Origin of the sequence: Paenilisteria portnoyi (assembly GCF_014322795.1) — a bacterium.
Taxonomy (GTDB): domain Bacteria; phylum Bacillota; class Bacilli; order Lactobacillales; family Listeriaceae; genus Listeria_A; species Listeria_A portnoyi.
Window position 1 is genome coordinate 14,632 of the sequence record NZ_JAASTT010000005.1, and the last position, 20,955, is coordinate 35,586.

The 20,955-nt window shown below is 40.1% G+C and carries 16 protein-coding genes and 6 tRNA genes; 7 read left to right on the forward strand and 15 right to left on the reverse strand.

Translation table 11 applies throughout. The features are described from left to right. Nucleotides 1-74 precede the first annotated feature (74 nt). The 10 genes from HCJ66_RS04905 to HCJ66_RS04950 form a co-directional block, all read right to left on the reverse strand. Nucleotides 75-2,357 carry a glycoside hydrolase family 65 protein gene (locus HCJ66_RS04905; protein ID WP_187132134.1) on the reverse strand — a complete coding sequence of 761 codons (2,283 nt, stop codon included), beginning with the start codon at nucleotides 2,355-2,357 and terminating at the stop codon, nucleotides 75-77. Beyond that, nucleotides 2,354-3,214 carry a DUF1189 family protein gene (locus tag HCJ66_RS04910; RefSeq protein WP_343068961.1) on the reverse strand — a complete coding sequence of 287 codons (861 nt, stop codon included), beginning with the start codon at nucleotides 3,212-3,214 and terminating at the stop codon, nucleotides 2,354-2,356. Before HCJ66_RS04910 ends, HCJ66_RS04905 begins: the two co-directional genes overlap by 4 nt. A 176-nt stretch (nucleotides 3,215-3,390) precedes the next feature. Beyond that, the gene (locus HCJ66_RS04915) at nucleotides 3,391-4,242 is read right to left on the reverse strand and encodes a sugar ABC transporter permease (RefSeq protein WP_187132136.1); all 852 of its coding nucleotides are present in this window, start codon (nucleotides 4,240-4,242) and stop codon (nucleotides 3,391-3,393) included. A gap of 1 nt (nucleotide 4,243) precedes the next feature. Next, the gene (locus HCJ66_RS04920; RefSeq protein ID WP_181675970.1) at nucleotides 4,244-5,548 is read right to left on the reverse strand and encodes a sugar ABC transporter permease; all 1,305 of its coding nucleotides are present in this window, start codon (nucleotides 5,546-5,548) and stop codon (nucleotides 4,244-4,246) included. 107 nt (nucleotides 5,549-5,655) lie between these two features. Further along, entirely contained in the window at nucleotides 5,656-6,921 is a 1,266-nt protein-coding gene (locus HCJ66_RS04925; protein WP_187132137.1) for an extracellular solute-binding protein, read from the reverse strand. 271 nt (nucleotides 6,922-7,192) lie between these two features. Beyond that, a complete protein-coding gene (locus HCJ66_RS04930) occupies nucleotides 7,193-8,968 on the reverse strand; it encodes a glycoside hydrolase family 13 protein (protein ID WP_187132138.1) in 1,776 nt (591 codons plus the stop codon). A gap of 221 nt (nucleotides 8,969-9,189) precedes the next feature. Further along, entirely contained in the window at nucleotides 9,190-10,155 is a 966-nt protein-coding gene (locus tag HCJ66_RS04935) for a LacI family DNA-binding transcriptional regulator (RefSeq protein ID WP_187132139.1), read from the reverse strand. Nucleotides 10,156-10,308: 153 nt separating this feature from the next. Further along, nucleotides 10,309-10,551 carry a hypothetical protein gene (locus HCJ66_RS04940; protein ID WP_187132140.1) on the reverse strand — a complete coding sequence of 81 codons (243 nt, stop codon included), beginning with the start codon at nucleotides 10,549-10,551 and terminating at the stop codon, nucleotides 10,309-10,311. A gap of 233 nt (nucleotides 10,552-10,784) precedes the next feature. Continuing rightward, nucleotides 10,785-11,684 (reverse strand): arginase family protein, encoded by a 900-nt coding sequence (locus HCJ66_RS04945; protein ID WP_187132141.1) that lies wholly within the window; start codon nucleotides 11,682-11,684, stop codon nucleotides 10,785-10,787. 361 nt (nucleotides 11,685-12,045) lie between these two features. Further along, the gene (locus HCJ66_RS04950) at nucleotides 12,046-13,869 is read right to left on the reverse strand and encodes an APC family permease (protein ID WP_187132142.1); all 1,824 of its coding nucleotides are present in this window, start codon (nucleotides 13,867-13,869) and stop codon (nucleotides 12,046-12,048) included. 321 nt (nucleotides 13,870-14,190) lie between these two features. Here HCJ66_RS04950 and HCJ66_RS04955 point away from each other — a divergent pair. The 6 genes from HCJ66_RS04955 to HCJ66_RS04980 all read left to right on the forward strand — a co-directional run bounded on the left by HCJ66_RS04955 (nucleotide 14,191) and on the right by HCJ66_RS04980 (nucleotide 14,815). Beyond that, nucleotides 14,191-14,262 (forward strand) — tRNA-Glu (locus tag HCJ66_RS04955). A 74-nt stretch (nucleotides 14,263-14,336) separates the two neighbouring features. Next, nucleotides 14,337-14,412, forward strand: a tRNA-Val gene (locus HCJ66_RS04960). Nucleotides 14,413-14,473: 61 nt separating this feature from the next. Next, nucleotides 14,474-14,547 (forward strand) — tRNA-Thr (locus tag HCJ66_RS04965). 23 nt (nucleotides 14,548-14,570) lie between these two features. After that, nucleotides 14,571-14,654 (forward strand) — tRNA-Tyr (locus HCJ66_RS04970). Between the two features lie 7 nt (nucleotides 14,655-14,661). Beyond that, nucleotides 14,662-14,736 (forward strand) — tRNA-Gln (locus HCJ66_RS04975). A gap of 6 nt (nucleotides 14,737-14,742) precedes the next feature. Beyond that, nucleotides 14,743-14,815: transfer RNA gene (locus HCJ66_RS04980), tRNA-Lys, on the forward strand. 47 nt (nucleotides 14,816-14,862) lie between these two features. On the opposite strand, the gene HCJ66_RS04985 is transcribed toward HCJ66_RS04980, so the two are convergent. Both HCJ66_RS04985 and HCJ66_RS04990 read right to left on the reverse strand, forming a co-directional pair. Next, nucleotides 14,863-15,966 carry a DUF1648 domain-containing protein gene (locus tag HCJ66_RS04985; RefSeq protein WP_187132143.1) on the reverse strand — a complete coding sequence of 368 codons (1,104 nt, stop codon included), beginning with the start codon at nucleotides 15,964-15,966 and terminating at the stop codon, nucleotides 14,863-14,865. Next, the gene (locus tag HCJ66_RS04990) at nucleotides 15,966-16,358 is read right to left on the reverse strand and encodes a GntR family transcriptional regulator (RefSeq protein WP_187132144.1); all 393 of its coding nucleotides are present in this window, start codon (nucleotides 16,356-16,358) and stop codon (nucleotides 15,966-15,968) included. The genes HCJ66_RS04985 and HCJ66_RS04990 overlap by 1 nt, the downstream gene beginning before the upstream one ends. A gap of 178 nt (nucleotides 16,359-16,536) precedes the next feature. Here HCJ66_RS04990 and HCJ66_RS04995 point away from each other — a divergent pair, with 178 nt between their 5' ends. Then, nucleotides 16,537-17,661 (forward strand): AI-2E family transporter, encoded by a 1,125-nt coding sequence (locus HCJ66_RS04995; RefSeq protein ID WP_187132145.1) that lies wholly within the window; start codon nucleotides 16,537-16,539, stop codon nucleotides 17,659-17,661. Between the two features lie 310 nt (nucleotides 17,662-17,971). On the opposite strand, the gene HCJ66_RS05000 is transcribed toward HCJ66_RS04995, so the two are convergent. Genes HCJ66_RS05000 through HCJ66_RS05010 form a run of 3 tightly spaced genes read right to left on the reverse strand, consistent with a single transcriptional unit; the run spans nucleotide 17,972 to nucleotide 20,607 of the window. After that, nucleotides 17,972-18,856, reverse strand: coding sequence for a sensor histidine kinase (locus tag HCJ66_RS05000; RefSeq protein ID WP_187132146.1), 885 nt, complete (start codon nucleotides 18,854-18,856; stop codon nucleotides 17,972-17,974). A 36-nt stretch (nucleotides 18,857-18,892) separates the two neighbouring features. Then, a complete protein-coding gene (locus tag HCJ66_RS05005; RefSeq protein ID WP_187132147.1) occupies nucleotides 18,893-19,690 on the reverse strand; it encodes an ABC-2 family transporter permease in 798 nt (265 codons plus the stop codon). After that, nucleotides 19,687-20,607 (reverse strand): ATP-binding cassette domain-containing protein, encoded by a 921-nt coding sequence (locus HCJ66_RS05010; protein ID WP_187132148.1) that lies wholly within the window; start codon nucleotides 20,605-20,607, stop codon nucleotides 19,687-19,689. Before HCJ66_RS05010 ends, HCJ66_RS05005 begins: the two co-directional genes overlap by 4 nt. Nucleotides 20,608-20,955: the final 348 nt, after the last annotated feature.

Here is a 20,955-nt window from a genome sequence, read left to right on the forward strand (position 1 = left end):
ACACTCCGAGATGGTATCATTAAAAAATGGCAAACAAAAAGAGAAGCCCCCAAAAAGGAGCTCCCCCATTATATTTATTTGTGGTAATCATGTTTTTCTAACGTATCAACTAATTGTACGGCTTCACCAAATAAGTCTAATTCTAACGCTGATCCTTCAAGTAGCTCGATACGAACCGTCTTCGCGTCAACTGAAATCTCAATCAAACGATCGCGGTAGTTAATTTTGAATGCATACTTGTTCCACGTTTTTGGTAGGAAAGGCGCAAACGAAAGGCGTTCATTGAAAGTACGCATACCCGCAAAACCTTGCACAATAGCAATCCAACTTCCAGCCATCGATGTGATATGCAACCCATCTTCCGTATCATTGTTGTAGTTGTCCAAATCAAGACGCGCTGTTCGATTGTAAAGTTCCACCGCCTTGTCTTCTCGCCCAATTTCCGCAGCCAAAACTGTATGAACAGCTGGTGACAAGCTAGATTCATGTACTGTCAACGGCTCATAAAATTCAAAATTCCGTTGCTTCGTCTCAAAATCAAATTCATCTCCAAACGTATAAATACCTTGCAATACATCCGCTTGCTTGATAAAACACGATCGCAAAATTTTATCCCATGACCAATTTTGATTAATCGGCTTATCTGCATCTGTAAGTGTGTCTGTAGAACGCAATTCTTTATCCAAGAATGTGTCGTGTTGCACAAATATCTGCCACTTTTCATCATACGGGAAGTACATGTTATCAATAATATCCTGCCAATGATCGATTTCAGCATCCGTAATTTGTAATTCCGATCTCTTTGCCGGCGTGATTTTGGCCAGTGATTCCATCGTATAACGCAGTGTCCATGTCGCGATATAGTTGGTATACCAGTTATTGCTAACATTATTATCATACTCATTCGGGCCAGTAACACCATGAATCATATACTTATCCAAGCGTTCCGACATATGCACGCGATCCGCCCAAAATCGACTAATCTCAGTCAATACATCCATACCCTCATTTTCTAGATAAGAACTATCGCCCGTATAATTCGTGTAATTATAAATAGCATGTGCAATCGCGCCATTACGATGAATCTCTTCAAAGGTAATCTCCCACTCATTATGACACTCAATCCCTGTGAATGTAACCATAGGATAAAGCGCACCATTCAAACCAATTTTGCGAGCATTTACCTTAGCACCATCCAGCTGATCATGCCGATACTGCAGCAAATTGCGAGATACTTTCTTATCTGCAAGCGATAGATAGAGTGGCAGGGCAAAAGCCTCCGTGTCCCAATATGTCGCACCGCCATACTTCTCGCCAGTAAAACCTTTTGGTCCAATATTGAGCCGCGCATCCTCACCATAGTATGTTGCAAATAATTGGAAGATATTGAAACGAATCCCTTGCTGCGCCTCATCATCACCTGAAATCAGAACATCCGCCTTTTGCCAGCGTTCTCGCCAAGCATCTGCATGCTCTTTGCGTAATGCATCATAGCTAAAACCTGCTAAATCCGCTAAAATTTGCTGTGTTTTTGGCGCTAATTCATGCTCTTCATAATCACGAGAAGTAACAAGCGCCACACGTTTCTCCAATTTCGCCGTCTCACCTTTTGCTATATGGAATTGATATTTATTCTCCACATACAACTTCTTCGCCTCAGGTGATACATGCTTTGGATTTGTCGCAAGGGACTCCATCGAAGCCGCAATCGTGAAGCGCGGAATTTCAAAGTTATTTTCGATAGTCTTAGTCACTATAGTTGCTCGATTGGCATCTGCCTCTTGCATCACCTCTAACCAAAAAACTTCATCGTAATTCGCATCTTCATTTGCAACATTACCATCAATATACGGTGTCAACACAACATCCGCATCCGCATCAAGCGCTGTAACATGGTAGCGAATCAGACACACTTCCTGCTTCACGATACTAAGAAAACGCTCAGCCTCAATCAAAAATGCCTTCCCATTCTTAGTCACTTTAAATGAACGGCGCAAAATCCCAGTCTCCATATCAAGTTCCAAGCTAAAGTCCGTTGCCACGTCCTGAAATAAGTCCAGCGTCTCGCCATCTATTTCCACATCAATACCAATAAAATTCAGCGCATTAATCACTTTTCCAAAATAATCAGGGTAACCATTCTTCCACCAACCGACACGCGTCTTATCAGGGTACCAAACACCAGCAATATACGTGCCCTGATGTGTATCCCCAGAATAACGTTCCTCAAAATTGCCGCGCATCCCCATATAGCCATTTCCAAGCGATGTCAGGCTTTCCTGTAAGCGTTTTGCATCTTTTTCTACATTTCTAGATTTTAATTTCCATTCATCAATTTCAAATAAGCGTTGAGTCATCCTGTTCGTCCCCCCAATTCCAAAATATCATCCGTCTGTCTAAAGCGTGTTTTAATGAAGGTAAATGCGATTAGGAGCACCATTCCAAGCGACTGAATCGCCATCATCACTGTGATATCAAAATAAATAATCCCGATTACCATAGCAAATAAAGTAGGCAATCCCAGTGCCAGCAACGTCAATGATAGCGCCTCTTTATAAGACCGAATCTCCGACATCTGATTTCGTTTCGTAAACCAGATAAACAAAGCTGCAAATAGCGCAAGCATCAAACTACTTGCAACAAGAACCGAGCCAAGCATCGCAGACATTGTCAAAAACACAAATGCCTTGTTCTGCACAAACCACTGCGAACTAATCCAAGCCTGCATATCCTCTGAATTTTTAACATCCGCAAGGCTCGCATCACTCGTATACTGCACGGTAAACGCGTATCCTGAACTATCCCGAAGCTCCATACTAGTCTTGCCTAAAACGAACATATTTTTCGCATCAGGCACATTCGTATCGACCAAGTTCACCATCGCGACGCCATTATTTGTTTCCTGCATAGTTTCACTCGGCTCGCCAGACAATACACCATTTTGCAACTGATAATTCGCCGCGACCTCACTAACAAAAGTATCATCCACCTGCTTCATCATATTCGGCATCAACGACTCCAAATCAAACGACTCCTGCTTCACAAAATGCAACGAAACCGGAATCAATAAGCAAGCCGTCAAAAACACAAAGATAAACACCAATTTCCCCCACCCAAACAAAGTCCGACTAGCAAACATTCGCTTTGGTGAGCACATCCCCCAAAAATAACTCATCGGAAACCCACGCTTCATTCTAATCACATCACAATCCATAAATCTTAATTTTCATACCCGACACGAATTCCCTACCCTAGCAAAACCGCGCTTCGTTCTAATCCCATTTTCTTGTACCAACTCAAAGTCCCCGTCAAACCCCCGAGAAGCTATAAATGCTTAGTTCCTAGGCAAAGCCGAGCACCGGAAATGAGCGTTTGTAGCTCCTCGGACGATCAACCTTTTGTTCCGCCGGCAGTAAGTCCCGACACAAAATTCTTTTGCAAGAAGAAGAACAATAGACAAATCGGTAAAGCTGCCAAAATAGCTCCAGCCGCGAATAGTGCGACTTTTTGTTGTTGAGGATTCGCAATAAAACTTTGCAAACCAACTGCGATCGTCAAATTCTCTGGTGTACGTAATAGAAATTTGGCAAGTAAGAAATCACCAAATGGCCCCATAAACGCCCACAAAGCTTGAACCGCTATCATTGGTCGTACTAGTGGCAAGATAATCTGACCGAAAATCCGGAAATGTCCTGCGCCATCAAGTTTGGCCGATTCATCCAAATCTCTCGGTACGGTATCAAAGTAACCTTTCATTAGCCAAATATTCATAGGAATCCCACCACCGATATAAATCAGCGTTAAGAACCAGAATTGATCCAATGCGCCTAAGAGCATCGCTAATACGTAGAATGCTGTCAAAGCTGCCATTGTTGGTACCATCTGAATAATCAAGAAGAAAATCAGACTATTTTTGCGCCCTTTAAAACGATAACGACTGTACGTATAGCCAGCAATAGTCACGATAGCAACCTGAAAAATCATCGTTGTAACCGCAATAATCAGTGTATTACGGTACCAATCTAAATACAAGGTGTCATTGAACAGTCTCGCGAAATTATCGAGCGTCCAGCTGTCGCTCCACTCCAACGTAAAGGCCGCGATATTCCCTGGTTTAAAGGCTGATGATGCTGTAATTAAAATAGGATATAAAATCACGATAGATAAAGCTAACAAGAATAAATACGTAAAGAATTTTGTCAGGAAATTAGTTGTTCGTTGATCTTTCAAAAATGACTTCATCCTACATCATCCCTTCATTACCAAAGGCATTAGTTTTCTTAAACGCAATCATCGATACAGAAATAACAACGATCGATATGAGTAGCGTAACTGCGGCTGCAACCGCATATTGTGGCGACGTCCCAGTCGTTAATTTGTAAATCCATGAAATAAGAATATCCGTCGAACCCGCACCTGCGCCGACACTTCCTGGTCCACCTTCATTAAATAGATAAATGATGGAGAAGTTATTGAAGTTAAATGTATACTGCGTGATAAATACGGGAGCTGTAACGAATAAAATCATTGGCATTGTAATTTTGCGGAATCGAGAAATCGCACTTGCACCGTCAATTTTCGCCGCCTCATATAATTCACCTGGGATAGCTTGCAACACACCAGTTACCATGACGTAAATATATGGGAATCCCAACCAACCTTGAATCGATATCAACGCGATCTTAGTCCAGAACGGGTCTGTTTTCCAAGCAAGCGACGGAATATCAACAAACGGTAAATGGTTTAAAAGTGGAATAACTTGCATATTGATAGCACCGATACTGTCATTAAACATGTTCGAAAAACTCATGATTGTAATGAAAGCTGGTACCGCCCATGGAAGTAAGAAAATAACTCCAAAAAGACGTTTTCCTTTAATAAAGCTCTGATTGGCAACAACCGCCGTAAACACTCCGATCACAATTTGTAATGTCGTGGCACAAATCGTCCACACCAACGTCCAAGAAAATACGCTTAAGAATGTATCGCGATAAGAGCTAAGGAAGAAGATACTGAAGAAGTTCTTAAAGCCCACCCAATCAATCAGATTTGCTGGTGGAATGTGATAAAAATCGTAGTTTGTAAAAGCCATAAATAGCGTAACTAATACCGGGAAAATAATAACAAATGTCATTACAAGATATGCTGGTAGCGTGAAAAGATACGGGAAACCTTTCTCTACCATATTTTTAAGTATATCGATCGTTTTCGTATTAACCGTTTCTCCTAAATTCCACGTTATCGCTACACGTCTCGCATCGAATATATTAATAATATAAAAACCGATAAAAAGCACCGTAACAATCAATTGAAGCGTTCCCTCAATCATCAGGAATAACGAGTGATCCACGCCAGGCACAGAGCCAAGTGTAATTAGACCAATAAATGCATTAATACCAACTGCGATAAATTCAATAACAAAAGCAATAAATACGGCGATAAACACAATACCTTTAAAAATTTGCCCATTATAAAATTGACCCAGTCCTGGAATGATCGATAACAGCGTCGCCTTACGAACATTTTTTATTGGTTGTTCTTTATCCATCGTGTTATCCCCATTTCTACCTTTTATTTATGTAAGTTTAGGAAGACTTTCAGAGTGTCAACACAAAATCATCGTTGGCACTCCGAAACTCCCAAACTCGTTCTTATTTATTTTTGATATTTTTGATCGATATTGTCAGAGATTACTTTCACAGCATCATTTGCCGACTCTTTTGGTGTTTTATTACCAGAAGCCGCGTCAAACATCAAGTTCTCCGCACCAGTCCAAACCTCAGCCATTTCTGGAATGTTTGGCATTGGTTGTGCATTCACGTATTGTGCAATAACAGCCGTTGATAATTCATCTTTCTTAGCCGCTGCAGCATCACGTGATTCATGATTTGCTGGTACTTCATTTGTCATTTCATATAATGTATTTTGGTTGTCCGTATTTGTTAAATAATCCACCCATTTTTGAGCGATATCTTTATTCTTAGAGTAGTTTGAGATAACCCAACCTTTACCACCAGCGAATGGAGAGTAAGGTTTACCATTATCAAGTGTCGGAATTTCTGCCACACCATAGTTTAGTTTTGCGTCTTTATAGCTTGCCGCTGACCAAGGCCCACCAATAATCGCGCCTGCTTTACCTTTTACAAATTGATCTTGGATAAAGTCATCGGCACTCTTATTGTCTTGCATTCCTTTTGGCCAATAAGTTTGGAACCATTTCGTAGCATATGTGATTCCTTCGATCGAACCTTCATTGTTCAGTCCGATATCTTTTGGATTCGTACCATTATCGCCAAATACATAGCCACCATAACCAGCTAATAGACCATATGAGAAGTAGAAATCCGTCCACTTAGCAAGGAAAGCGGTTGATTTCCCTTTTTCAGTTGCAAAATTAAAACGTGGATCTTTTGTTAACGCCTCTAATTCTTTAAACGTAGTTGGTGCTTTGTCTAATAAATCTTTATTGTAATACAGCACAAGCGTTTCGATAATTGCTGGTGCGCCGTAAACTTTATTGTCAATCGTCACTTGCTTCACGTCATTATCGTCAAGTTGATCTTTATTTCCCAATTTCACTTCGGCTAAATGTCCTTGTTGTCCAAGGCTACCAATTCTGTCATACGCTGACATCATTACGTCTGGCGCTGTACCTGCTGGACCATCTAGTGGCAATGCTTCCAGTGTTTCAAACATATCTTTTTTTACTACTTTAATAGTTACATCATTATCTTTTTCAAATTTAGATTTGATTTTGTCAATATATTTTGCATAGCCTTCATCCACGGAAACCGTTAATGTTTTTTTGCCATCGCTACCTGAAATGCTATCTTTAGATGAACTTCCGCTACCACATGCTGCTAAACTTGCTACTATTACCAAAACCATTGCTAATAAGCTAAACTTTTTGAATGAACTCATTACCTTTTTTCCTCCTCTTTTGAAAAATTCCTGCGCATCCCCTTAAAAATTATGTTTTGCGCTCTCCTTTTCCACACCCTAATTTTTATTCTTGGTAAAGCATTGTGAAACAGGTTAACCTCTGACGCTATTATAGGCTGATAACGAAAACGTTTTCAAGGTATATTTTCGTGTTACCGATAACAAGATTATTGTTACGCTTAAAACGAGGGCTATCTGCATGAAATTCCCTTACATCCCACACATATAGCCAAATTTCATTGGTACCCTCTTAATCTTCTAAAATAGTAAAGGCTTTTGCCGCAACTTCTATGTTTTTAGCATCCTCATTCAGCCAAACATTTCGAGCTTCATTCTTGATTCCTACATCCGCTTTTTGAATCGATTTCGCTTCATTACCTTGGTTAAAGATAAACGTCAATCGCTTGTGGCCTAACGTTCTTGAAAAAGCAACCAATCGATTTTCATCATCAACAATATGCCAAACTAAATCGCCGTACGTCAACGTTTTCTGGTTCGTTTTGCGGAACGCTATTAATTTTTTCATGAAAGCTAGCATCTCTTTATCTTGCTTCGTTTCATCCCATTCCATACATTTACGGCATAGTGGGTCGTCCGCACCGTCCATACCAATCTCCGTACCATAATAAATACAAGGAGAGCCTGTGTGGGCAAACATGAAAGCAAGCGCTAACTTAGCCTTCTCTTTATCGCCTTCACAGCGAGTCAATAAGCGCGCCGTATCATGAGAATCAAGCATATTAAACATGACATGATTCACTTGCTCTTGATAGCGCATCAACTGCTCACTTATCCCCGAAACCATTTTCGTCGGCTTGATTCGCTCCTCCACAAAATTCTCAATAATCGTTTGCGTGAATGGATAGTTCATCACAGAATCGAATTCGTCGCCAAGTAACCATAACCACGAGTCATGCCAAATTTCACCGAGAATGTAAATATCCTCTTTTTCTGCACGTACCGCCTGATTGAACTGCTTCCAAAACGCATGATCAACTTCATTCGCAACATCCAGACGCCAACCATCAATATCAAATTCCCGAACCCAATAAGTCGCGATATCCAATAAATATTTTTGAACCTCAGGATTTGCTGTGTTCAATTTTGGCATATGCATCGTATAAGCAAACGTATCAAACGAGAGCGTATTCTTCCCTTCAATATTCCCATTCTCACCCGGTGTCACAGGGAATGAATGAATGTGGAACCAATCAACAAATTTCGATTTCTCACCGTTTTTCAGTACATCTTGCCATTCTGGAGACTTGTCCCCAATGTGATTGAAAACCGCATCCAGCATGATTTTAATGCCACGTTTATGCGCTTCTTGCACCAATTTGCGGAACGTCTCTTTATCTCCAAAATGCGGATCGATTTCAAAATAATTAAGCGTATCATATTTATGATTCGTCGATGCCTCAAAAACTGGCGTTAAGTAGATTCCGTTGATACCAAGCTCCACCAGATAATCCAAGTGACCAATAATTCCCGCAATATCTCCACCAAAAAAATCATCCCGCCCAGGATCTTTGCTTCCCCAAGGTAACACATTCGCTGGTGAAAGTTCCGGATTTCCATTATCAAATCGCTCTGGGAAAATCTGATACCAGATCGTTTCTTTCACCCATTCAGGTGCCTTAAAAACCTCTGTTTCATGTAAAAACGGGAATTTGAAATAATAATCCATAATAGCACGGTTATCAGGCGTATTATCGTAAAAACCACGCCCACCATAAAAAACGTCCTCTCCAACCGTATCTGTTAGAACAAAGCCATATTGTAATCTACGTTGCTCAGGTTTTATAGCAACAAGCCAATAATCATGCTCTTTTGTCGTCGCAACTTTTCGAAGCGATGTTTCCTCAGATGCCCAACCAGTCGTTGTTTGCAAATAAGGATCCGCGGCGATTAATACCACCTCTTTGATATCATCTCGTTTGCTTCTAATCTTGATATGTAACGTTTGTGAATCATAGCCGTATGCATAAGAACTGAACGGTTGATGATAAATTGCTGCTTTTTCCATAACAAAAAACCTCCTTTAATATCTACCTCCAAGTTAGCACGCTTTGAAAACACTTACAATCAATTTTTGCTTGTTATCGGTAACAGAATGAAAGGCGAGGTGCCCCGTCAGAATTCCTAATGTGAAAAGCACGAATGCTCCCATTTATATTGACATTCCAATCCCAAGACATTAGCTAAAAAGAAATCAGTTTCGTTACATTCAAAAAAACTATTTGTCCCCTAATCCCTTCCAATCACTGTTGATCCTCTAATAATCAACTCCGGTGGGAACAAGATTGATCCCTGTTTCGCGCCACCCTCATTAATTTTCTTCAATAATAATTGGGCACACGTTTCCCCCATCTCAATCACCGGCGAGCGAACGGTCGTTATTTTTGGCGAGGAAATTCTATCTAAGAAAACACCATCGAATCCTGTTACTGCAACGTCTTCTCCAAATCGCTTGTGTAGCGACATCGCAGCTCGAACGACACCTACAGCCATACGATCTGACGCACAAATGACAGCTATCGGTTCCTTCACCTTACTCAAAATATCTAGCGCTTTCTTCTCTGCTACCCGTGAACTATTTTTCATGAAATAACTCTCTTCTGTCAAATCATGCTCCTTCATCACTTCCGAATATCCTGTGAGCCTAGAACGCATGAACTCTTCCTCTAACAAATTGATGCCAAAAAAAATAATATGACGAAAACCGACTTCATACACATGCTTCGTCGCAAGCTCAGCACCTAGTCGATTATCCACATCAATCGCGTCTAAGTCACGCCTATTCTCCCCATAGGCAATCACTGGTTTTTCCAAGCCAGACATTACTTTCTCAATTTCACGATCACGCATTCCTGTAACAATTAGCCCATCATAGGCGCCAATATTTTTAGACTTCTGTGTCACTAATTGTAGTGAATAAGAATGCTTATCCAACTCACGACTTATTCCCGTTAGTAAATTCATATAGTAAGGCTCCACCGTATCAATTTCCTCTAAAATGAGGAATTTAACAACCTGTGTTCGATTTTGCACGAGTGCTCTAGCTGCATTATTTGGAACATATTCCAATTCTTCCATCGACATGTATACTAATTGTTTCAGTTCATCAGAAACCTGATCCGGATGATTAATAACACGCGATACAGTCATCTTAGAAACATTTGCTTTTTTCGCAACATCAGCTAATGTAGCCATCCATATCCTCCCTTACTACTTCTTCTCCACTCAATTGTAGCAGGTTTTTTATAAAAAGGTAGTGTTTTAATTTTCAATAATTCCGCTTAAAAAGCAATTCTAGCCACAAAAAAAGCACCTCCCTATAGGAAAAATGCTTAGAATGTATGTAATCTATCTTTTTGGTACCGTTATAACTTTTTTTACAGTGCGATGTTCCTTCCAGTTGTGAAAGAAGCTTACACACCATTTAATTCCAATCACAAGCCAGCCACACACAGTACCAGTCAGAATCGCAATTAGCCCCACAATGAGAAAGCCAGTAACAGGAGAAACAAGACCACTAATAGCAGCAATACCAAGAATAAATACAACAATCATCGGAATAACAAAATACCGTACCTCATGATCCCCCACATCAAGCGCTCCTTTGCAAACATAATACTGTAACTAGACTTTTGTACCTAAATCTTAGTTCCAGTATACTCCCAAAAATCACTTTTTTCAATACGTACAGCGCTTACATTTACAGTGTTCTTAAAAATTTAATTCCCCGCTCACTCATTGGTATCACTCATTTCTATCTAAATAAGCTTACTTTTTTACACAAAAGAAATATTTGTCTACAAATTGTAATACTTATTTCAGCTTCAAAAGTGGTCTATCTGCATATTTTTTACTTGGAAATACTCTTCTAAAAGAGATACGACGAACTGTGATGTTTTATTTTTATCATCATTTAGTGGATTTATCCCAACAAAAGTCATGGCATCAATTTTATCACTTAACGCCAAATTTTTCATAAAGTAACGAATTTCTCGCCAATAGATTCCGCCTTGAGAGATAAAATCCGTTCCCGGCGTAAATTCAGGATCAATGGCATCTACGTCTAAAACTAGATGAACATTTCCATCCTGCTTAGCCAACCACTGAATAATTTCATCTGTTACCATCGCAAATCCCATTCGATCTATTGTTGTCATCTCGTAATGAAGAATCCCTTCTTCCTCAATCACCCTGAATTCATCGTAATCAATCCGCCTTGTGCCAACAATACAAACGTTATCCCCAGATACAAAACGATGATTCATAATAGTTCCAAGCTCTGCAGGCCCTCTCCCAATAACAGTTGCCATCACATTATGACATAAATTATCTTGCTTTAACTCTCGTCCCATATCTGCATGCGCATTCACCCAAATAACCGTCTGCTCTATCTCCTTATCTTCCATACCAGCGATGGAACCCAGTGATATCAGTTGATCCCCGCCAAACACAATCGGTATGCCTCCCTCTACTTTCATATCCATGACAATCTCTCTCAGCTCTTTCAATTTATATGTAATCGCTTTCAAATCCTTTGATTTCAAAATTGCCTCTTGTTCCATATCCGTGAAGAAAGCCATATTGTGATAATCTTTAACCACATCCACCAGCTTTTCTAACATGCTTATAACACCCGTATACCTCATTGCATATGGCGCTAATGCTACTCCTTGCCGCTCCTCATGAAACATCCAAGGTACACCGAGGATCCCGATTTTCTTCATCCCATCCACCTACTCTACCTATTATTACCTTACATTCTATCATAAGTACTGCCTTTTCAAAAATATAAAACTTTTTATTTCTAGTTAAATTTGTATTTTAGCAATCATTTACGCCCTGAAAAGACGTTTTTCTTCTTAGACTAAAAGGCGATTTCACTCTGAAAAATGGCTTCAAATTGCTTTTTTACTGCTTTTACACTCGCCAATTTATTTGTTAGGATGATGTTAGTCCTCCTGTACAAGCTTTCTGTATAGTAGCGAATTGTTAAGAATAGGCGAAGAGATGACACGCTCCCCCCTTTTATCCCTAGGAGTTCCCCCAGAATTTTATAGGTTTAATCGTGGCATCTCTTTGCCATTTCTATTCTTTCAAATGATATGGATACGTTGCTACGACAACATCCTTCTTAAATAGTAATTTCGTTCGAATCAATAAACTTGTTTGATTGTGCAGTATATTTTGCCATCCTTTTTTAGGAATAAACTGTGGTATTAGCACCGTTAATGAGTAATTATCTTGGTCTGCTTTTTGCTGAGCCGTATCAATAAACTTCATCAATGGCTCTGTAATCGAACGATATGTTGAATACAAATCCGCAATCCGAACCTCTGGATGTATCCTGTTCCATCGTTCCACGAATTCTTTTCCTTCTTGTTTATCCAAAGAAACGTGAACCGCAATAACCGTATCCCCGATGGACTTAGCATAGCGAAGCGCTCCTTCAACTACTTTTGTTGTGTCAGATACACAAATAATAACAGCATTTCCCTCAAACGCAGGCAGATCCATTTGCTCGTCAATTCTTAGTTGTGGCGCTAGTTTTGCGTAATGACTTCGCGTTCTATGGAAAACATAGATCATAGCAGGCATAAAGATAAACACAGGCCACACTTCACTTATTCTCGTGATGAAAAGAACCATAAGTACAGTAAACGAAATAAGTGCGCCTAAAAGGTTGGCAGATAGCTTTTTCATGTAACCTTCTGGCTTTTCTTTCACCCATTTGATAATCATACCTGTTTGAGACAGAGTGAACGGAATGAAAACACCCACAGAATATAGCGGTATGAGCGATTCTGTTTTTCCTTGGAACAAGATGATAAGTAGTATAGAACCTAATGCCAATGTAATGATACCATTAGAGTAGCCCAATCTGTCTCCTTTATCTAAATACATTCGTGGCATATATTTATCCTTGGAGAGGTTAAAAGCAAGCATTGGAAACGCTGAAAATCCTGTGTTCGCAGCTAATACTAATATAAGTGCAGTTGTCGCTTGAATAAAATAATAAAAGAAATTTCGACCAAATATATTTTCAGCAATTTGAGATAGTACCGTCGATTTTAATTCAGGTACTACGCCATAGAAATATGCCAGCAATGTCACGCCAACAAAGAAGAAACCAAGAATAGACGCCATCATAATTAGCGTTCTAGAAGCATTCTTCGCCTTCGGATCCTTAAAAAGAGGAACAGCATTCGAAATTGCCTCAATCCCCGTAAGTGATGCTGACCCCGAAGCAAAAGCTCTAAGTAGCAGAATAAGCGTTACACCTGAAACATGTGTCCCCACAGAAGCTGTCTCATGCGAAACATCTTGTCCTAGCGCTAGCTTAACCAACCCTGTGATTATCATAACAACCATAGAAAATACAAAAAGATAAACTGGCACTGCTAAAATAGTAGCAGATTCTGTTACTCCGCGTAAATTAATGATGGTAACGATGATAACCAGTATAATCGCTAACGGCACAGTAAATTGATACAAAGATGGGATTGCTGCAATGATGGCATCCGTTCCAGACGACACACTTACCGCAACGGTCAACATATAGTCGACTAGCAAAGATCCACCTGCAATTAGCCCAGCATTCTTCCCAATATTTTCTCTGGAGACAACGTACGCTCCGCCACCTTGTGGATAGGCATAAATAATTTGGCGATAAGATAAGCTTAGTGCAAATAAGAGCACCAACACGCATAGTGCAATGGGTAGTGAATACCACATCGCCGTGGCTCCAACAGTTATCAAAACTAGCAATATCTGCTCTGTCCCATACGCAACCGAAGATAAAGCATCCGATGATAATACAGCTAAAGCCTTTAGTTTCCCTAATTTTTGATCTCCAGCCTCTGACGACTTAAGTGGCCTTCCAATCAGCATTCTTTTTAATGGAGATGCCATTTTACTCCCTGCCTTTTTTAACTAAATTTTTCTTCTAAAAATTCCATACGCCACATTATAACACAGCTATTTTAAAATGAAATAGCTTTTTATTTTAAACAGTATAACTATGTTTATCTATTTAAAATCAGCTCTTCACTCCTGTAAAAATAACGGATTCAAATAAAATTTTCAAAGTAATGTATCCCCCCATTCCCTTCTTGTTCTAAGCTTGAAACCTATTTTTTATTTTTCAGAATAAAAAGACTTTAATTTAAGTATTTACAAACCACCCATTCTCTTTATATAATAGTTTTCGGCTGGTAAATTTGCTAGCCACATGGCCCGTTGGTCAAGCGGTTAAGACACCGCCCTTTCACGGCGGTATCACGGGTTCGATTCCCGTACGGGTCATTTTTTTGAAATTTATATAGCAAAACACTGGTCAAAACAGAAATTATGTTATATTATGAAATAGTATCATTTATGGGGGCTTAGCTCAGCTGGGAGAGCATCTGCCTTACAAGCAGAGGGTCAGCGGTTCGATCCCGTTAGCCCCCACCATTCATCTGTAATTGTTACTAGGAAACAGTTCTCTTGGGCGGTTAAACAGTTTTTCTGTTTTGCCAACTTAGCTCAATCTGGTAGAGCAACTGAATCGTAATCAGTAGGTTGCGGGTTCAATTCCTGCAGTTGGCATTGATGATTTTGAAGTTTTATATGGAGGGGTAGCGAAGTGGCTAAACGCGGCGGACTGTAAATCCGCTCCTTCGGGTTCGGCAGTTCGAATCTGCCCCCCTCCACCATTTTTATTGGGCTATAGCCAAGCGGTAAGGCAACGGATTTTGATTCCGTCACGCGTTGGTTCGAATCCAGCTAGCCCAGCCATTTTTAGAGCCGTTAGCTCAGTTGGTAGAGCATCTGACTTTTAATCAGAGGGTCGATGGTTCGAGCCCATCACGGCTCATCAAGTAAAGAAAGGTAGCAGAATAAATTCTGTTACCTTTTTTGTGCTCATCTAAATAGAATACTGATTATGATAATAATACCTATAATAGCAACGATGGATAGCCATGCTATTGGTTTCGCCATGTTAATTGTCCAGCCAACACCAAAACGCTTTTCAACAAAGAGTGCAGGATCTTTATGATTGAAATAAAACACGCCCATTTTCCAATTAGCGTCATCATCTCGAATTGGTCTTGGTTCATCTTTTTGTTCCGTTTCCTCTAATTTCAATCTGCTACCGCCTTGCCCCACTCGTACCATCAAGAATATTAGACCACCGAAAATAATAACAAGCATCGTGATTACAATAGTCATGATAACAGTTTGCGAAATGGCAAAGATAAAGGATAATTGAATAACCATAAATAAGAGAATGAGTAGCAGGCACATAATAAAATTGAATTTACTGTAGATAAGCCTAAATAATACGCTTCTTCGCATAGAATCTGTTGGGTTATCATTATCAATAACTTGTTTGCTACGTGACATCATATAGTTGATAAATAGGAATAACCCTAGCATGAGCAACTGCATCACCGGCATCATCATGACTGTCCGATAGCTTTTAGTAGCCATTCTTGTTACTTCATTATCAAAATTATATTGCATCGGAATCTGGCTAGCAATTTGATTATAGTAAATAACGGTTAACCCCACTGTGATAAAAATTAGAACAAGCGGAATCAGATACCAAGCGTAAGAAATAGTTAGCTTTTGACGGTGGAATGTTGTGTCTACCATTACTATGTCCACCTTATTTTCACCCTTCTGCAAATTCTCGTGTTTCCAAGCTAAAGATGCTTTGTAAAATCGGATGTATATGAGAAATGAAATAATGAGAATCGCAAAAATAGCGATAATGAAAATTGTTGCCTGCCCATTTTCATTGGATATCATGACTAATAATACCGTAGCAATAGTCGTTACTAAAATACCAATCATGATATTCCACTGTAAGAATTGTCGCTTCATTTTGCGTAGCACCGGATCCTTTGCTGCTTTTTCCCCCACCATTACACCAAAACTCTCGCCGCGACGTATGACATATGGTGTTACGGCTTGTAATACGATAATCACCAGCATCATCGCGATAAAAAATAATATCTCCATTACTGCTCCTCCTCGGGTTCAATTTCTTCATAGATAGTTGCGCAGATTATCTCCCACTCCGTTTTGGAAACTGATCGAGAAATTGATTCTGCAATGAGCGGTCTTACTTTTCTTCTTAGTTTTTCGTAAAAGGCTTCCGTCGCTTTTTCTACACCATCAGGATGAATCACGACTCCTTTTTGGCGGTGGATTAAAATAAAGCCTTCTTGTTTCAATAATTGGTAGGCTTTATTTACTGTGTGAAAATTTATCCCAATATCGCTTGCCAGACTGCGCACAGACGGCAAATCATCGCCTGGTTTTAGCTCTTTTTTGGCAATACCTTCAATAATTTGATGCATAATCTGTGTATAAATGGGCTCCTCGGCCTGTAAATCTATTTGGAGTAGCATGTACGCACCTTCTTCCTAACTGTTATATATATAGTATAACAACTATACGGACTAAGTCAAGTTATAGATTAGAGTGGTTTTTTCAGTGCGATAATGGTACTATTAATGATAGTCTACATATGGAAAACGCTAGGCTCAGTGAGGTACTTACAAATCCAGTATAGAAAGGGGACCTATCATGAAAATGTCGCGCTTCAAAGAGTCCAAATTATTTTTTTGGACGTTAGAAATCTTGGCTTTAGTGGCAATCTTATTTGTGCTTAATAAGATGAGCTTTATCTTCGCACCTGTTGGGACTGTTGTTTCTACGCTATTTCTTCCAATTATGATTGCCGGTTTTTTATTCTACCTATTCAACCCAATCGTTTTATTTTTGGAAAAAAGAAAGGTGCCGCGATTAATTAGTGTCTTAAGTATTTTTGTCGCTTTTATTGTTCTCTTAGTATTAGCTGTCGTACAACTTGGACCGATTTTAGCGGAGCAAGTCGCTTCTCTCGTAAAAGCCGCACCTCAGTATTGGGAACAATTCCAACATTGGTGGGACAATTTAGTTAAGGATAGTAATATTAAAAATATCGATATTAAAGCGGAAATGGAGAAACTAAACATCTCGATTCCGAAAATTTTAAATACGGTTGTTAACAGTTTGACTGGTAGTTTGGGCTTAATTTTTGGTTTTATCTCCAGTTTTGTCATGATTCTCGTGACTGTGCCATTTATCTTGTTTTATATGTTTAAAGATGGTCATAAGTTCATTGATTCCACCGAGAAATTTTTCCCGCAAGGTATTCGTACGGAAGCTCGTGAAATTATCAAGGCGATGAATAAAACCATCTCTACATATATTTCAAGCCAAGCGATTGACTGTATGTTTGTTGGTATTTTTACGATGATTGGGTATTTCATTATCGGCGAACCGTATGCTTTATTGTTCGGATTAATCGCTGGTGTGACGAATATTATTCCTTATTTGGGACCGTTTATCGGGGCGGCTCCGGCTGTTATCGTTGCCCTATTTGATTCACCGCTCCAAGCAGTTCTTGTTATTGTTGTCGTAACCATCGTGCAACAAATCGATTCGAATTTGCTGTCGCCTTATATCATGGGTAAATCGCTTGCCATCCACCCGTTAACAATCATTATTATCTTGATCGTGGCTGGTAACTTGGCAGGGATTCTTGGTATGATTTTAGGTGTGCCAACATACGCTCTTGCAAAAACACTAATTGTGAACTTAACACGACTGATAAAATTGCGACGCGAAGGAATCGAGGCTGAAAATAGCGAGAAACCTGTTGTTTAATTGGAATCTAAAAAAGCGCTGAAATCGGAGTTATAAAAACTCAAGATCTCAGCGCTTTAGACTGTAGAAAAACTATATTTCACGCAAAACTTAGCTGTTTCTCCAAACCTCAGCGTGTCGACAAATGCCCAGTTTCTAGGCAAAAGTGAGTATCGAATCAGAGCGTACTAGAGTATGTGAACATCGGAACGGAGCTTTTAACATGAAGGATTACAGGCTCACTCTGTTCTCCTGCATATTGGAGTCGTAACTCGTTTTACTTCGAACGATTCCAACAATGGGCGTTTGTCGACACACTGAAGCACTTTTCTTATTTGAAAATAACGATAAACGTTAATACTTCCTCTTTCCATTCCACTGTGAAGCTCGCTCCTAGCTTTTTCGCAAGTAAATCGATAATTGCTAGGCCTAGACCCGTGTTATTACCGCTACGGACGCGGTCAGCTGTGTAGAATCGCTCAATTAAGCGTGGAACATCCACCTCGGTTAATTGGCTCGCTTTATTAGCGAACAGCAGAGTAGCCTCCCCATTTCGCTTCGTCAGCGTTATTTGGATTGGACCTTCGCCGTGTTTTAGCATATTTGAGATGAAATTATCCACCATTCGTTGTAATGCTTTGCGGTCTGCGTTCACACGTATGTCAGATGCAATCGATAGTTCTGGCGTCATTCCTTTTTTCGAAAAATCTTCATAATAGGATGCTACTGCCTCTGTCATGAAATCAGACAGATTCACCAATTCTAATTGTAACTTTCCTTCATCACTGGATAGCTTCGATAACACAAAGAAGTTTTCGACGAGTTCGGTTAAGGTCTGAATTTTATTTTTGATGATGAGGCTGTATTTCGCGCGTTCTTCTGGCGTGAGCGTGTCGCGGTCCATGAGCTGCAAATAGCCAGATAGGGAGGTTAGCGGTGTTCTTAAATCATGGGAGACGTTTTCGATTGTCTCTCGTAATTCTTTGTTTAGCGTCTGGAATTGGCGCTCTGTTTTTGACTTTGCATCTAATAATTCATTGACGTGAAGGAGCAGTTGCCTGATTTCGGGTGAAGCGATATCCATGGTTAGCTGTTCGTTGGACCCTCGTCTTGTCGCGATATCTTTTATTTTTGCCGATGTGGCACGCAGTTGTTTTTTGATTAGAAATATCCAGCCGAGTAAGACTACGATTACAGCGCCTAAGAGGTAAACCATGCTATCCGCTCCTTCCTTCATCCCTATTCTATCATACTACTTAATTTCTTTAAATCGGAATACCATCCAGCCGAGTATTGTGAAGACGGCCATGTACGCTACTCCTATTAAAATGTTCGTCGTGATTACGTGCTGGCTGAGTGCTGATAAATCGGACATCGTGCTGATTTTGCTGAACAAGAACATGTCTTTGATGATTGTCCATTTTGGTAGGAAAACGTTGACTAGGTTCTTAATAATCGGTTCGATGAATAAAAATGCTAAGATATACGTCACAATGGCGATGCTTTCTTTTGGAATGATGATAAAGATAAAGAAACCAATCGTAATCAATGCTAGGTATAATGGGAGTTGCGCTAACATTCCGAGCAATATTGTCACAAAATCAACATGCCCTACAAAAAGTTGGGATGAGATCGCGATGGATGCTGTATACACAATTAACATTAAGGCACCAACTGCCCATCCTGTTATCAGTTTTGAAAAATAAAATGTTGTGCGGGAAACGCCTGATACAAGTACATTTTTCGCAACTCCAGCTGAGAATTCGATGCTCCATAGGTTGGAGAAAATCGAGATGAAGGCCATGGCTAGGACGATACTAAAGGATATCATCAGCTGCGTCATTTGAGTTCCTGTTAATGTTGCGCTAAGTAATGCTTTATCTTGCGCGGTGAGTGATTCTCCGTCTTGTGTTAAGGATATCCAATCTACATTTAACGCTAGATAAATCAAACCCGCGACTGCTACTGCAATCACCATCAACGTGACGAAAGGCATCCACATTTTTCCTTTTGTTAAACGATAACTATCCGCTCGAATCAATCCTATCATTTGTCTTCCCCTCCAATTAAATCAATAAAGTATTCTTCCAAATTCGCCTCAACAACACGAAGCTCGGTAATGATAATACCTGCGTCATACATGACCTGACTGACTTTTTCTGGTTGATCAATGTAGTCAAAAATCCGGATACTGCCGTCGCTGTGAACCTCGTATTGATGTACCTCTAGGAAACTTTCTAAATGCATCACCGCAGCCTCTTTATTTACTGTTTTAAGCACGAGATAGCGTCTGCTTTCCGACTCTAAATCCTCTTTTGACAACTCCTTTACGAGACGACCATTATTAATGATGCCGTAGCGATTTGCGACCAGCGCCAGCTCCGTCAAAATATGACTCGAAATGAAGACTGTCGTTCCGTATGTTTCATTCAATTTTAAGATGATGTTCCGAATTTCGATAATTCCCATTGGATCCAGGCCGTTAATCGGTTCATCTAAAATCAGGAAATCCGGATGATGTAAAATGGCAAGCGCGATACCGAGCCGTTGCTTCATCCCCATCGAGAAATTGCGATACTTTTTGCGTCCTGTATTTTCCAAGCCGACAAATTCTAACACTTCATCGATACGTTTTTTGTCGGGAATGCCTTTTTGCAAGATATAGTAGTTCAAATTCTGATGCGCCGTTAAATTTGGATATAAAGACGGCCCTTCAATTACCGCGCCGATCCGCGTCCGAGCCTGGCGAATATCTTTCGGGTGACTTGAGCCAAACAGCGCTACATCACCGCCGTTCGTGTGCATTAAGTCCGTTACCAGACGAATAAAAGTTGTCTTCCCAGCACCATTTTTACCAATAAAACCATAAATATCCCCCTTTTGAACCGTCATATTCACATGATCCACCGCATAATTATTCCCAAATTTTTTCGAAAGCGCTGCGGTCTCCAAAATCGTTTCTCTCATATCGCCCAATCCCTTCTTTCTTTTCGATAGGTTAACTATAACAAGGATGTCTCAAGTATGTGTGAAGGGGGGCTTAAGAAAGTATTAAGAATGAAAAGCTGAAAGAGCCCGTTTAGCCTCGACAGAAATTGTTAGGGGGCGCAGCGAAAGTCCTCTTTTGACTTTTGCGGAGGCCACGAAATTTCCGAGAGGCTGGCTCTTGAAGCTGGATCCAGAGGCGCCAAGCATGACGCCCCACCAATCTCTAGAATCGTATGTTACTCCACCCCAAACGAAAAAACCGAACGGTGTCCCCCGCTCAGTTTTTTCTTATATAATCAAATGTATAGGAACGTCAGTGAGTATACA

Excerpts from the sequence above, each read along its gene's own strand:
- HCJ66_RS04920 (WP_181675970.1), bottom strand. The coding sequence starts at position 5,548 with ATGGATAAAGAACAACCAATAAAAAATGTTCGTAAGGCGACGCTGTTA.
- HCJ66_RS04905 (WP_187132134.1), bottom strand. The coding sequence starts at position 2,357 with ATGACTCAACGCTTATTTGAAATTGATGAATGGAAATTAAAATCTAGA.
- HCJ66_RS04945 (WP_187132141.1), bottom strand. The coding sequence starts at position 11,684 with ATGAAGAAAATCGGGATCCTCGGTGTACCTTGGATGTTTCATGAGGAG.
- HCJ66_RS04985 (WP_187132143.1), bottom strand. The coding sequence starts at position 15,966 with ATGGAGATATTATTTTTTATCGCGATGATGCTGGTGATTATCGTATTA.
- HCJ66_RS04915 (WP_187132136.1), bottom strand. The coding sequence starts at position 4,242 with ATGAAGTCATTTTTGAAAGATCAACGAACAACTAATTTCCTGACAAAA.
- HCJ66_RS04990 (WP_187132144.1), bottom strand. The coding sequence starts at position 16,358 with ATGCTACTCCAAATAGATTTACAGGCCGAGGAGCCCATTTATACACAG.
- HCJ66_RS04935 (WP_187132139.1), bottom strand. The coding sequence starts at position 10,155 with ATGGCTACATTAGCTGATGTTGCGAAAAAAGCAAATGTTTCTAAGATG.
- HCJ66_RS04995 (WP_187132145.1), top strand. The coding sequence starts at position 16,537 with ATGAAAATGTCGCGCTTCAAAGAGTCCAAATTATTTTTTTGGACGTTA.
- HCJ66_RS04925 (WP_187132137.1), bottom strand. The coding sequence starts at position 6,921 with ATGAGTTCATTCAAAAAGTTTAGCTTATTAGCAATGGTTTTGGTAATA.
- HCJ66_RS04910 (WP_343068961.1), bottom strand. The coding sequence starts at position 3,214 with ATGGATTGTGATGTGATTAGAATGAAGCGTGGGTTTCCGATGAGTTAT.
- HCJ66_RS04930 (WP_187132138.1), bottom strand. The coding sequence starts at position 8,968 with ATGGAAAAAGCAGCAATTTATCATCAACCGTTCAGTTCTTATGCATAC.
- HCJ66_RS05010 (WP_187132148.1), bottom strand. The coding sequence starts at position 20,607 with ATGAGAGAAACGATTTTGGAGACCGCAGCGCTTTCGAAAAAATTTGGG.
- HCJ66_RS05000 (WP_187132146.1), bottom strand. The coding sequence starts at position 18,856 with ATGGTTTACCTCTTAGGCGCTGTAATCGTAGTCTTACTCGGCTGGATA.
- HCJ66_RS04950 (WP_187132142.1), bottom strand. The coding sequence starts at position 13,869 with ATGGCATCTCCATTAAAAAGAATGCTGATTGGAAGGCCACTTAAGTCG.
- HCJ66_RS05005 (WP_187132147.1), bottom strand. The coding sequence starts at position 19,690 with ATGATAGGATTGATTCGAGCGGATAGTTATCGTTTAACAAAAGGAAAA.